Annotated in this window: 10 protein-coding genes and 1 pseudogene; 3 read left to right on the top strand and 8 right to left on the bottom strand. The window is 63.7% G+C overall.

All coding sequences use genetic code 11. The features are described 5' to 3' along the window. Window positions 1-136 precede the first annotated feature (136 nt). The 5 genes and pseudogenes from tgt to ACFYOW_RS33465 all read right to left on the bottom strand — a co-directional run bounded on the left by tgt (window position 137) and on the right by ACFYOW_RS33465 (window position 6,402). Complete coding sequence (gene tgt, locus ACFYOW_RS33485; RefSeq protein WP_387294076.1) at window positions 137-1,375, bottom strand: tRNA guanosine(34) transglycosylase Tgt; 1,239 nt, start codon at window positions 1,373-1,375, stop codon at window positions 137-139. Between the two features lie 77 nt (window positions 1,376-1,452). After that, complete coding sequence (locus ACFYOW_RS33480) at window positions 1,453-3,366, bottom strand: ABC transporter ATP-binding protein (RefSeq protein ID WP_387294075.1); 1,914 nt, start codon at window positions 3,364-3,366, stop codon at window positions 1,453-1,455. A 77-nt stretch (window positions 3,367-3,443) separates the two neighbouring features. Beyond that, window positions 3,444-5,171 (bottom strand): annotated as a pseudogene (locus ACFYOW_RS33475) (ABC transporter ATP-binding protein); the annotation flags it as partial. Between the two features lie 104 nt (window positions 5,172-5,275). Next, a complete protein-coding gene (locus tag ACFYOW_RS33470) occupies window positions 5,276-5,770 on the bottom strand; it encodes an RrF2 family transcriptional regulator (protein WP_387294074.1) in 495 nt (164 codons plus the stop codon). Between the two features lie 38 nt (window positions 5,771-5,808). Next, on the bottom strand, window positions 5,809-6,402 hold the full coding sequence (locus tag ACFYOW_RS33465; RefSeq protein ID WP_387294073.1) for a TetR/AcrR family transcriptional regulator: 594 nt from the start codon (window positions 6,400-6,402) through the stop codon (window positions 5,809-5,811). Window positions 6,403-6,645: 243 nt separating this feature from the next. On the opposite strand from ACFYOW_RS33465, the gene ACFYOW_RS33460 reads away from it, so the two are divergent. Beyond that, window positions 6,646-8,943, top strand: coding sequence for an MMPL family transporter (locus ACFYOW_RS33460; RefSeq protein ID WP_387294072.1), 2,298 nt, complete (start codon window positions 6,646-6,648; stop codon window positions 8,941-8,943). Window positions 8,944-9,131: 188 nt separating this feature from the next. Here ACFYOW_RS33460 and ACFYOW_RS33455 read toward each other — a convergent pair whose 3' ends face one another. Then, a complete protein-coding gene (locus ACFYOW_RS33455; RefSeq protein WP_387294071.1) occupies window positions 9,132-9,317 on the bottom strand; it encodes a hypothetical protein in 186 nt (61 codons plus the stop codon). A 244-nt stretch (window positions 9,318-9,561) separates the two neighbouring features. On the opposite strand from ACFYOW_RS33455, the gene ACFYOW_RS33450 reads away from it, so the two are divergent. Beyond that, window positions 9,562-10,452, top strand: a complete 891-nt coding sequence (locus tag ACFYOW_RS33450; RefSeq protein ID WP_387294070.1) for a DMT family transporter — start codon at window positions 9,562-9,564, stop codon at window positions 10,450-10,452. Here the strand turns inward: ACFYOW_RS33450 and ACFYOW_RS33445 are convergent. Together ACFYOW_RS33445 and ACFYOW_RS33440 are read right to left on the bottom strand one after the other, a co-directional pair. Further along, complete coding sequence (locus ACFYOW_RS33445; RefSeq protein WP_387294266.1) at window positions 10,449-10,649, bottom strand: hypothetical protein; 201 nt, start codon at window positions 10,647-10,649, stop codon at window positions 10,449-10,451. The genes ACFYOW_RS33450 and ACFYOW_RS33445 overlap by 4 nt on opposite strands. A 163-nt stretch (window positions 10,650-10,812) precedes the next feature. Next, window positions 10,813-11,028, bottom strand: a complete 216-nt coding sequence (locus tag ACFYOW_RS33440) for a hypothetical protein (RefSeq protein ID WP_387294069.1) — start codon at window positions 11,026-11,028, stop codon at window positions 10,813-10,815. 144 nt (window positions 11,029-11,172) lie between these two features. On the opposite strand from ACFYOW_RS33440, the gene ACFYOW_RS33435 reads away from it, so the two are divergent. Next, window positions 11,173-11,460 (top strand): DUF6191 domain-containing protein, encoded by a 288-nt coding sequence (locus ACFYOW_RS33435; protein WP_387294068.1) that lies wholly within the window; start codon window positions 11,173-11,175, stop codon window positions 11,458-11,460. Window positions 11,461-13,332 lie beyond the last annotated feature (1,872 nt).

Below are 13,332 nucleotides of genomic sequence, written 5' to 3'. Positions count from 1 at the left end.
GAGTCTTACGAGCGAGGAGTTCGCGGCCCGTCTCGCGTCCGAGCCGTTGAAGCGCATGCGACGAAGTCGCGAGTCTCGACAGCTCGGACGCGAGACACCCGGGGGCCGCGAACACGCCGCGCCGAAGGCGCGGCAATCAGACAGAGCGACCTTTCCAGCGGCCTAACGTTTCGGCCTTGAACTCGTCGAAGCAGCCGTCCTCGATGCTCTCGCGAATCCGGTCGACGAGCCGAATCGTGTAGCGCTCGTTGTGAATCGTGCACAGGGTCGAGGCCAGCATCTCCTTGGCCTTGAACAGGTGATGGATATAGGCCCGGGTGTAATTCGCGCAGGTGTAGCAGTCGCACGTGTCGTCGATCGGGGTGAAGTCGCGGCGGAATCTGGCGGTATTGATATTGAATCTGCCGTCGGCGACATAGATCGCCGCATTGCGTGCGACCCGGGACGGGTTCACACAGTCGAAGGTGTCCGCTCCGTTCTCCACCGCGACGAAGACGTCCTCCGGTTCGCTGATGCCGAGCATATGCCGCGGCTTGTCCTCGGGCAGTTCGTCGCAGCACCAGCCGACGATGGCGCCGAGATTGTGTTTCTCCAGTGCGCCGCCGATGCCGTAACCGTCGAAACCCGTTCCGGTACTGCCGCGCAGCGATTCCAGTTCCCGACAGGCCTTGCGCCGCAGGTCTTCGTACTGCGCGCCCTGGATCACCGCGAACAGCGCCTGATATGGGCGATGGGTGCGCGCGGCGGTCAGCCTTTCGTGCTCGTCGATGCAGCGCTGCGCCCATTCGTGCGTGCGCTGCAGCGACTTCTCCTGGTATGCACGGGTATTCAGCAGGGTGGTCAGCTCGTCGAAGGCGAACATGATGTCCGCACCGAGTTGATGCTGGATGCCCATCGAAACCTCCGGGGTGAACCGGTGTTTCGAGCCGTCGAGGTGCGAGCGGAAGGTAACGCCGTCATCGTCGACGGTGGCCAAGCGCTCTTTGCCTTTCGCGATCACGTCATCGCTGCGGACGTCGACCGCCTCCATGGCCAGCACCTTCTTGAAGCCGACCCCCAGCGACATCACCTGGAAGCCGCCGCTGTCGGTGAAGGTCGGGCCGGGCCAGTTCATGAATTCGCTCAGCCCACCCGCCTCGTCCACGATGTCCGGGCCCGGCTGCAGGTACAGGTGGTAGGCATTCGCCAGCAGCGCCTGCGCGCCGAGTTCCTTCATGGTCTCGGGCAGCACCGCCTTCACCGTCGCCTTGGTGCCGACCGGAATGAATGCGGGCGTCGCGATATCACCGTGCGGTGTGCTGATCATGCCCGTTCGACCGTGTCGCCCCGGGATGCGGGTACCGACGGTGAACGAGAAAGCTCCAGGATCAGCCACGCTGTACATCCTCTCAGGCACGCCGCAGTGCCCCGCACCATGCTGTCGCACAGCCAACAGCTATGCGGCGTCACGGGTCAGGCCTCGGCGGCGGCCGCGGCGAACTGGGCGTTGTAGAGGCGGTAGTAGGCGCCGCGTTCTTCGAGGAGGCGCTCGTGGTTGCCGTGTTCGACAATGCGGCCCGCCTCCATGACGACGATCAGGTCGGCGTCGCGGATGGTGGACAGGCGGTGGGCGATGACGAAGCTGGTGCGGTCCCGGCGCAGGGCCGCGGTCGCGTGCTGGACCAGCGCCTCGGTGCGGGTGTCGACCGAACTCGTCGCCTCGTCGAGCACCAGGATGGACGGCTTGGCCAGGAATGCGCGGGCAATGGTGATCAGCTGCTTCTCACCAGCGCTGACGCCCGAACCCTCCTCATCGATCACCGTGTCGTATCCGTGCGGCAGCGCGTGTACGAAACGGTCGACATAGGCGGCGCGGGCGGCCTCGAGAATATCCGCCTCGCTCGCATTCGGACTGCCGTAGGCGATGTTCTCCCGGATGGTGCCCTTGAACAGCCAGGTGTCCTGCAGCACCATGCCGATCCTGGAACGCAGGTGATCGCGGGTGATATCGGTGATATCGACGCCGTCGATGGTGATAGTGCCCGCGTCGAGTTCGTAGAACCGCAGCAGCAGATTCACCAGGGTGGTCTTTCCCGCACCGGTCGGACCGACAATGGCGACCACATGTCCCGGTTCGGCGACCAGCGACAGCCGCTCGATGACCGGCGTCTCCGGTTCGTAGCGGAACGACACCGCCTCGAACTCGACCCGGCCGCGATCGACCGGACGGGTGTTCTCCATGACCGGATCCGCCGACTGCTCCTCGGCATCGAGGATCTCGAAGATCCGCTCGGCCGATGCGACACCGGATTGCAGTAGGTTCGCCATCGCGCCGATCTGGGTCAGCGGCTGGCTGAACTGCCGGGAGTACTGGATGAAGGCCTGCACCTCACCGAGCGACAGATTGCCGGTCGCCACGCGCAGGCCGCCGACCAGCGCGACCAGCACGAAGTTCACATTCCCGAGGAACATGATCGCGGGCATGATCAGCCCGGAGATGAACTGCGCCTTGAAACTCGACTCGTAGAGATCGTTGTTGCGCTTGTCGAATTCCTGACCGACCTCGCGGTTGCGGCCGAATGCGGTGACCACCTCGTGCCCGGTGAAGGCCTCCTCGACCTGCGCGTTCACCATGCCGGTGTACTTCCACTGGTTCACGAAGTGCGGTTTGGAGCGTTTGGCGATCTGCGTGGTGACCACGATCGCGGCGGGCACGGTGAGCAGGGCGATCAATGCGAGCAGCGGCGAAATCCAGAACATCATGATCAGGATGCCGACCACCGAGAACAGCGAAAGGATCAGCTGGCTCATGGTCTGCTGCAGGGTCTGCGACACATTGTCGACGTCATTGGTGACGCGGCTGAGCAGGTCACCGCGCGGTGTGGAATCGAAGTAGCGCAACGGAAGTCGATGGATCTTGTCCTCGACATCGCTGCGCAACCGCTTCACCGTGCGGTTGATGACGATATTGAGCAGGAAGGACTGCAGCCAGCTGAAGACCGCGGCGCCGATGTAGAGCAGCAGCACCAGCATCAGCACCCGGCCGACCGCACCGAAATCCACACCGACACCCGGGGTGACATCCATCGCGCCCAGCATGTCGGCGAAGGTGTTGTTGCCTGCGGCCCGCAGGCGCTGGATCGCCTCTTCTTTGGTGATGCCACTCGGCAATTGGCGGCCGACGACACCATCGAATACCACGTTGGTGGCCTTGCCGAGGATGTAAGGGCCGAGCGTATTCAGCACCACCGAGATGATCGCGAGCCCGACGATCACGCCGACGTACAGTCGCTCGGGCGCCAGCCTGCGCAACAACCGCTGCAGCGACGGACCGAACGATTTCGCTTTCGCATCCGGCGCACCGGGATTCACCGCTCCGGGTCTCATCGGATCTCCTCCCGCCGGGTCCGATACCCGTCACCGCTCGCATCGGGCGGCGGTACGTTGCGCTTGGCGAGCACGACGGCCTCATCGGCGCCGAGCTGCGAAGCGACGATCTCCTGGTATTCCGCGCAATCGCGCATCAGCTGCTCATGGGTGCCGATCCCGGCCATCACGCCGTCTTCGAGCACCACGATCTGATCGGCATCGCGGATGGTGGTAACCCGTTGCGCCACAATGATTACCGAGGCATCCCTGGTCTCCGGTCGCAATGCCTCGCGCAGTCGGGCATCGGTGGCGACATCCAGTGCGGAGAACGAATCGTCGAACAGGTAGACCCGCGGCTTCTTCACCAGCGCCCGCGCGATGGCCAACCGCTGACGCTGTCCACCCGAAACAGTGGTGCCGCCCTGCGCGACCGGCGTCTGCAAACCCTGCGGCATATCGCGAACGAAGTCGGCGGCCTGGGCGATCTCCAGACATCGCCACAGTTCCTCGTCGGTGGCGTCCGGATTGCCGTAGCGCAGATTGCTCGCGATCGTGCCGGAGAACAGATACGCCTTCTGCGGCACCAGCCCGATCTGTTCGCGCAGCACTTGGAGGTCGATGTGACGCACATCGGTACCGCCGACGTAGACCGCGCCATCGGTCACATCGACGAGCCGGGGAATCAGATTGAGCAGTGTCGTCTTGCCCGCGCCGGTGGAACCGACGATCGCCGTGGTCGTACCCGGCTCGACCTGGAACCGGATCGCGGACAGCACCGGTTTCTCCGCACCGGGAAAGGCGAATTCGGCGAATTGCAGATCTACCTGCGCCGGATCGCCCTTGAACGGCTGCGGCAGCCGCGGCGGTAGTACCGAAGTTTCGGTCTCGATTACCTCACCGATCCGGTCGGCCGAGACGGCCGCGCGCGGCGCCATCATGGCCAGGAACGAGGCCATCATGACGGCCATCAGGATCTGCATGATGTAGGACAGCATCGCGGTGAGCGAGCCGATCTGCATTTTGCCGTCGTTGATGAGGTGTCCGCCGAACCAGATCACCCCGACGGCAGTGATATTGCTGATCAGCATGACCAGCGGGAACATCAGCGCCATCAGCCGCCCGACCCGCAGCGAGGATTCGGTGAGTTCGGTGTTGGCCACGCCGAAGCGCCAGGTCTCCTGCCGTTCGCGCACGAACGCTCGCACCACCCGGATGCCGGTGATCTGCTCGCGCAGCACCCGGTTGACCCCATCGATCCGGTGCTGCATATCGCGGAAGCCGGGCACCATCTTCGCCACGATGACACCCATCGAAATGGCAAGTGCGGGCACCGCGATGAGCAGCAGCCAGGACAGCCCGAGGTCCTCGCGCAGCGCCATGAAGATGCCACCGATACACATGATCGGCGCCATCACCAGGATGGTGGCCGACATCACGATCAGCAGCTGAACCTGCTGAATATCGTTGGTATTGCGGGTGATAAGCGAGGGCGCGCCGAACATGCCGACCTCGCGCGCGGAGAAGGTGCCGACCCGGTGCAGCACCGCGCCGCGCAGATCCCGACCCGCGCCCATCGCGGCCTGCGCGCCGAGATAGACCGAGCAGGCCGAGGCGATGATCTGTACGCCGGTGACGGCGAGCATCCACAGACCGGTGGTCCAGATGTAGCCGATATCGCCCTTGGTGACACCGTTATCGATCAGGTCGGCGTTCAGGGTCGGCAGGTACAGCATCGCGATGACCGAGATGAGTTGTAGGCCGACGACGCCCGCCAATTGGGCCCGGTAAGGGGCCAGATGAGTGCGAAGCAGTCTGATCAGCATGATGAAAAGGAGGCTACCGGCAATCCGCGCGGTACGTCGCGAACATTCCTGACCAGCAGCGATGTTCGCGCGAGAGGCTTTCGCCCGGTGTGCTCCGATTCGGATTATCGTCGGGCCCAGGCACCGGGATCCTCGGTGAGTGTCCCGATGAATCCGGGCAGCCGGTCCTGCGCGATGTCGTCGATGGAGACATTCTCCAGCACCGCACGAATATTCACCCGCAGCGCGATCCACACCCGCTGCAACGGTTCGGCCGCACCCGGATACCGCACATCCTCCGGACGCTCGCCGCGCACCGAGGCCAGCGGGCCCTCGATCGCGCGGATCACATCGGCGATGGAGATCTGCGCGGCCGGGCGGGCCAGCCAATAGCCGCCGTCCGGGCCGCGTCTACTGGTCACCAGATCAGCTCTGCGCAATTCGGCGAGTACGGTCTCGAGCACCTTGGGCGGAATATGCTGCGCGGTCGAAATCGCCTCGGCCTTCACCACCGGGGCGACCTGCACGGCGACCCGATCCGACGCACGGTGGATCTGCGGTGCGCGGGCGATCTCCAATAGGGTCCGCACCGCGTAATCGACCCTCGCGGTGATGTGCACGGCGGCTACTCCCTGGCCTCTTCGGTGTTCGAACGAATCTACGCGGTATGGCAGCCGGTCAGTACACAGGTGGCCGCGTCCAGAAGTGTGCGTTCCACCACCGAATCCTCCACCCCGGGCACGAGTTCGGTGGACAACAGCGCGACCCCGAGCACTTCCAGTGCCGCACTGGCGCGCAGCTTGGCGACATCGTCGGCGCCGGGTCCGGCGAGCCATTCGCGCAGCACCCGAGTGGAATCCAGCATGTCCGGATACCGGTCGGCCATGACATTGATGATCGCGACGGTGTCGCGCACGCACAGCGCACCCGCGTCGCGATGGCGGATCATGCCGCGCAAATAGGCGCGCAACACAGCACGCACGCCCTCCTCGTCATGCGGGACCGCATCGATATCCTCGATCACCGAGCGCAAGTGATCCACGATCGGATCGACGATCGCGAGTAACAGATCTAACTTCGAGGCGTAGTGATAGTAGAGCGAAGCCTTTGTGATTCCTACCGCATCCGCGACCTCGCGCAGGCTCGTCTGTTCGAAACCCTTGGCCCCGAATAGCTTTACCGCAGCGTCGCGAATTGCCATTTTTGTGCCGCCACCTGCGACAACAGTGTCGCCCGCGTCACGAACAATCATGGGATGATCCTCTCACCACTTATGCGCTGAGCTAACGTTGCCACCAGAATTGAGGTTGTACCTCCGCTTAGCTCCTGGGTAGTCTACCTACCGCACGGTAGGCAGAAAGCGTCAATTGGAGGCGGGGGCCGGCAGGGCAATCCCCGCGAGTGCTTGTCTACGCGCCACGAATCAGCACGTAACCAGCCATCCGTAGTGACTGCTTGCAGGTCGCTCGAAAAGGTCAACTAGGAGAACCCTTTCGTGTCCGTTTATCTGTATAGATGGGGGAAGTTCGCTTTCCGCAGGAAATGGATAGTGCTTCCGGTCTGGATTGTCCTCTTCCTGCTGCTCGGCGGCCTCGGTGCGCAGCTCAAAGAGCCGATGACCAATGACTTCAGCATGCCGGCGCTGCCGTCCGCCCGTGCAAACGACATTCTCGACAAGCACTTTCCCGGCGCCTCCGACGCCTTCAAATTCGACGCCGTCACCGGCACCTATGTCATTGCCGCACCCGATGGCCAGAAGCTGACCGATCCGGCGAACCGGGCGGCGCTGGAGGCCTTCATCGCCAAGCTCGGCACGCTCGACATCGTCGACCACAGCAAGCCGGTGATGGATCCGGTCGAGGCCGCCGAGAAGTCGGGCTGCATCACCGACCCGGATCCGTCCAAGTGCAGTGGCGCACCGCTGAACGTGCTCAGCAAGACGGCGCCCGACTCGGTCGCGTTCTTCAGCGTCCCATTCACTATCAAGAAGTTCACCGACGTCACCGACGAGCAGCGCGAAGTGGCCTACAACGTCGCAAGCGATGCCCGCAATGCTGGGCTGCAGGTGGAGATGAGCGGCTCGATCGCGCAGAAGAACGAGGGCCCCAGCGGTAAGTCCGAGCAGATCGGCATGGGCATCGCGCTGGTCGTCATGATCATCGCCTTCGGCGCCATCGTCGCCGCCTTCGTGCCGATCATCACCGCGATCGTCGGCCTCGGCGCGGCCACCTCGCTGATCTTCCTCGGTACCTCGATCATCGAGGTGCCCAGCTTCACCACCTTCCTCGCGTCCATGATCGGCATCGCCCTGTCGATCGACTACGCGCTGTTCATCGTGTCGCGCTACAAACACGAACTGGCAGTGCAGGATTCGCCGGAGGAGGCGGCCGGTACCGCACTCGGCACGGCGGGTTCGGCGGTGGTGTTCGCCGGTCTGACAGTCATCATCGCACTCGGCGGACTGAGTATCGTCGGCGTCCAGTTCATGACGTTCATGGGCCTGGGTGGTGCGATCGCCGCGGCGTTCGCGGTGCTCACCGCCATCACGCTGATGCCGGCGCTGCTCGGCGCGTTCGGCCGGTTCCTGTTCAAGCCGAAGCTGCCGATCGTGGCCCAGCACGATCCCGAGGACGACAAGTCGGTCACCAACGGCATGCGCTTCGGCCGTTTGATCGGCCGGGCGCCCGCGGTGACGCTGCTACTCAGCGTGGTCGTGCTCGGTCTGCTCGCCGCACCCGCCGCCGGTCTGAACCTCGGCCTGCCCGGCGATGACAGCCAGCCGAAGACCTCAACCATCCGCAAGGCCTACGAGCTGCGCACCGAGGGCTTCGGTGAGGGCAGCAACGGCGTGCTGAATGTCGCGGTCGACCTCACCAATGTGGCCGCCGACCGACGCGAGGCCGCGGTGAACGCGCTGCGGTCCAAGCTCGCGTCGTACCCGGGCATGGATTACGTGACCGAGCCCAAGTGGAGCGGTGAGGACAAGGCGGGCGCACTGCTCGACGGCGTGCCGAAGTCGGGTCCGAACAACCAGGCCACCAAGGATCTGGTCAGTGACGCCCGCGATGCCGAAGCGCAGATGCAGTCCGAGTACGGCATCGAATACGGCATCACCGGCACCACGGCGATCTTTGCCGATGTCGACCATGTGCTGCTCAGCAAGATCGTGCCGTATCTGGCGATCGTGGCCGGTGCCGCATTCCTGCTGCTGATCCTGGTATTCCGCTCGATCCTGGTGCCGCTGACCGCGGCGCTCGGCTTCCTGCTCTCCATGGCGGCCACCTTCGGTGCGACCGTGCTGATCTTCCAGCAGGGCAAGCTCGGGCTGATCGAGGATCCGCATCCGCTGGTCAGTTTCCTGCCGATCATGCTGATCGGTCTGGTGTTCGGTCTGGCCATGGACTACCAGGTGTTCCTGGTGACTCGGATGCGCGAGGAATTCGTCGACGGCAAGTCGCCGAAGGAAGCGATGATCGCCGGTTATCACCACGGTGCCCGAGTCGTCACCGCGGCCGCGGTCATCATGATCTCGGTGTTCGGCTCCTTCCTGCTGGAAACCGACATCACAGCGAAGTCCATGGGTTTCGCACTGGCGGCGGGCGTATTGATCGACGCGTTCATCGTCCGGATGGTCGTGATCCCATCGCTGCTGGTGCTGATGGGCAAATGGTCCTGGTGGATTCCGAAGTGGCTGGATCGGATCCTGCCGAATATCGACGTCGAGGGCGCGAAGCTGCGTGAGCTGCAGCAGCGGTCCACGGAGACAGCGAAGGTGCCGGTCGGCGTGAGCTGATCGGAACTCCCGCGGCGGCCCCGCACCCGGATTCTCGGGTGCGGGGCCGAGTGCGTTCACCATCGAGATGAGCGGGCGGCCGGCGCCCGACGAGGTGCGACAGCCGGTTTGGGGCGGCTGTTTCGAATTGGGAACGCTCCCAGTGGAATTCGCCGATGACAACTCGAATTCCGGTGGGAGAACTGGCATTACTGACTGGGCTGCGGGAGGTTACACTCCTCGACCTTCGGGTTCACACCCATGTAGTTGAGCGGACCGGCCAGCGCCGTCACGGCAATGGTGCCGAAACCGGCACAGTTGATCGGGGCGCTGTCGAAGTTGTGGCGCTGACCTGCGGCGACAACGCCGACGACCAGCCAGATCAGCAGAAGCATCGCAAACAGTCGCGCACCAGCGGAAGGCGCTGGTCTCGGATGGGTCACACGCTCGCGCATAGTCATCGCTTCCTTTCGCACTCGCGTACCAACTCGGATACCCGCACGCGAGACGATCACTCTCCGGCCGGATGAGCACTTGTGCCGATCACCACAGATCGGGCATCGATCGGCAAGGTAAGCACCGTTTTCGAGAAACCGACCAGTCCATCGTCATTTACTTAGGACACCTAGCTTTCGGGCTGTGAAGGTTCAGCCACGCGCGGCTCGCGCGGTGCCCGCGCCCATCCTCATCCTCGCCGCTATGGTCAGTATCCAGCTGGGTGCCGGGTTGGCCAAGTATCTGTTCGAGATCATCGGCGCCGGCACGGCGGCAAGCGTGCGTCTGGCCTTCGCCGGCGCCATCGCACTGCTGCTGTGGCGGCCCTCGCTGCGCGTCGACCGCGCGGCACTACCCGGCGTCATCGGCCTCGGTGTCGCCGTCGCCGGGATGAATCTGTGCTTCTATGCCGCCATCGAACGCATTCCGCTCGGTATGGCGGTCACCCTGGATTTCCTCGGACCGCTCACCGTTGCGGTCATCGCCTCGCGTCGCCCGCGTGACCTGGTGTGGACGCTGGTGGCCGGGCTGGGTGTGCTGCTGATGATGAAAACCGGTGGTTCGGTGTCGTGGACCGGCGTGCTGTTCGCGATTGCCGCAGGTGCGGGGTGGGGTGCCTACATCGCATGCAGTGAGGTGGTCGGGAGGCATACGTCAGGACACGACGGTTTGGCGCTCGCGATGGCGTTCGGCGGTTTACTGGCGCTACCCGTCGCCTTCGCGAACGCGAGCCCGGCGCTGTTCGATCCCCTGGTGCTCGTGGCGCTCGCCGTTGTCGCCGTGCTCTCGTCGCTGGTGCCGCACGCCATCGAACTCGAAGCGCTGCGCCGGATTTCGGCCGCCACCTTCGGTGTGCTGATGAGTCTGGAACCAGCGGTCGCGGCCGCGGCCGGACTGCTTTTGCTCGGCGAAGATCTCGCGCTCGTTCAGTGCGCGGGTATCGGCTTCGTCATCATCGCCTCGGCGGGCGCTTCCGGCAGTGGGTCGACGAAAGCTCATGAGCCGCAGCGGGATCTGGAGCCGGTACCGATCTAGGGACTCGGTTGCGGGACATTGCAATCGGCGATCTTCGGGTTCACGCCCATGTAGTTGAGCGGGCCCGCGAGGACGGTCAGTGCGATCGTGCCGAAGCCCGCACAGTTGATCGGACCGCTGTCGAAATAGTGCCGCTGCCCCGCGGCGACAACGCCGACGACCAACCAGAGCACGATCAGCACGCTGCCAAGTTTCATCTCGCCCATATCTCTCCCGCAAACCGCGCGCACGGGTTTCAGCGAATTGTCGCATCTTGCCGGGCGCGGTCGGGCGCGCCCGACCGCACGGCATGTCGCCGCCCGGCAGAGCACGCCCTGAGCCCTGAGGGTGGCCGAACCCTCGGAACTCAGTTCTCACGCATTACTGGCTCGGTTGGGGCACATTGCAGTCGGAGATCTTCGGGTTCACGCCCATATAGTTGAGCGGGCCGGCGATCACCGTCACCGCAATCGTGCCGAAGCCGGCGCAATTGACCGGACCGCTGTCGAAATAGTGCCGCTGCCCCGCGGCAACGACGCCGATCACCAGCCAGATCAGCACCAGCAGACCGCCGAATCGAAAATAGGGCTCTCTCATCTAACTCTCGCGAATCAATCGCGCGCGGCTCGTACTGCACCGCATCATCGCTGCGCACCCTCCCCGCGCTTACCTAATCGCCGTATACCCGCCCGCCGCCGACTTACCCAGAAACTCCACAGCCGACGTATTCGTTGCTGCCATATGACGGATTTCCTGGGCTGGTCCATCCCTGGCTGGGTCCTACTGCTGATGGCCGTCGCCCTCTACGAAGCCTTGACCCGCAAACGCCGCAAGCGCCGCAACCCCGTATCCGGCACCTTCACCGACGAGTTCACCGCCATGTTCTACGCGACGAAACGGATGGAACTGGACCACCGGGACTCGGTGTCGATGCTGCGCGACGAGGAAGCGCAAGGTGCGCCGCCATGGGTCGGGGTCGACCTGGACCAGCAGACGGTTGTCCTGCGGCGGCGGGATTCGGGGCAGTAACCCGGACCCGAAATCGGTTGCGCGATCAGTGAGCATCTTCTGCAGCCATGCGCATTACCATCGAGGTATGGGTGGTATGAGGATCCAAATTGCCGTCCGACGTCCAGAAGTGGTCACGTTCATCGATGCACACAGCGACAATCGGACCGTGAGCGTCGTGGAGGCGCTGAAGCGTGTCCAACGCCGCAGGTTGGCCGAAGCCGAAGCGATCACCATCGGTGTGCGCCAGGCTTTCCCGGACAGGGACTAGGAGAAATCGATCCACCGGACCTGGCCGGAAAGCGTTCGCCGGGCCCGTATGGGAACTCGTGCGCCCAGCGATGAATCGGTTGCGGCAGCGGCGATTACCGGCGTCTTCGTACATCGAGTTCGAGTCCCCCAACGGTGCGGCGAGCCGCGGATGTGGCGGCACGGGCGACTCTGCTCGGCAGAGCGCTGCAATCGTTGAACGAATTCGACACCGACCAGATAGCCTCACCGCGCCGCCACTCCATAGCGGCGGCCCGCGAGCCCACCGCGGCCCTGGCATTGCCGAACAACTCCGAGCGGATGGACGACACCGGCGGCCTATACCCAGCGCGCGCTAGGCAGGCCCTGCATCCTGTGGTATCAAAACTCCTCACACCTACTGCAAACGTTCGGCCCATATGCGGCGAGTGGGCCGCTGCGCCTAGAGAAGAGATTCCCCTGTCGGCACCACTGCGCCGCGACCATTCGCAAGGCAGCGGCTTATTACTCACATCGACGGCCCACATGATCCAGAGCTAGCTGGCCGTCCTCCAAACCAGGCGCCCGTCGCCGATTATGTTGGCGGAAGCGATTTCTCGCAGCCACACACCCTACGCTTTATGCTGGCGCTGGACGTTACGAGGGCAGGCCACCTCATCCAGGAATGAGCTCGTCGGGTCTGGCTCGTACCGGACCTCAGCTCACGTCAGACAGGGATAACCGAGTGTCAGAACAGCGTCCGCGACCAACACCACCGCAAAATGATCCCGAGCCTGGACGCAACAACGGAATCAACTGGCGCGACTCCACAATCATTGCCGCTATCATCGCTGCGGTCAGTGGGATCACCATCGCCCTTATCAGCGTCTCCTGCGGCGACAAGTCCGCGCAGCACCCCACGTCGGCATCGGTCCCGCCCAGTTCTACCGCCGCGGTGCCTGCCGCCGTCACGAGCTCCAGCAGTGGCAACCCAGCGCCCACGTCGCCAGCATGGAACTTGGTGTACGCCGACAGCGCGCTCACTCTCCCCGAGCTCAACGGCTGCTATAACCCAGGCGTCGACTTTGATACGCGGGCCACTCATGACTCGGGCCGACTCTCTGACGAGCTGAGGACAATATCGTGCAGCCTTACCGACCCTGCCCCCGGTATCGCACCCGTGGGTTCCACACGTTGGGGACATTCCACGCCGACAACACCAACTCCGCAAGATTGTTTCGATTCGGCGACTACGCAAGATGTACACGGGACACAGTTCTTCGACCGAGTCGCGGACGATTCTGGCTACTGCATGATTACCGATAAGAATGCCGTGGTTTGGTTCAAGGTCACTAGGCATATCGGGGCAAAGCAAGAAGGACTTCAGATGGTCGCGACCTTGTGGGAACCCCGTCGCTGACAACAGGTCTACACAGAAGATCCACGATGTGCTGTTTACTTGTGCGTTTTCGACCACCGCCGCTCGAAGCATGTAGCACCACCAACAGAAGAAGGGCCTCTCACCGGATTCAACAGGTGAGGGGCTGGAGCGGTGGCGGAGGGATAAACCTGGGCTGCTCCCAATGAATGAGACCATCTGGTATTAGAGTCCCGTTTGGCCTGATGAGGGCCGAGAAGGGACACTGATCGACATGGCAGGACGCA

Source organism: Nocardia sp. NPDC006982, assembly GCF_042869435.1.
Classification (GTDB): Bacteria; Actinomycetota; Actinomycetes; order Mycobacteriales; family Mycobacteriaceae; genus Nocardia.
The sequence above is the reverse complement of the archived record's forward strand: the minus strand, read 5'-3'. Positions and strand labels throughout refer to the sequence as shown.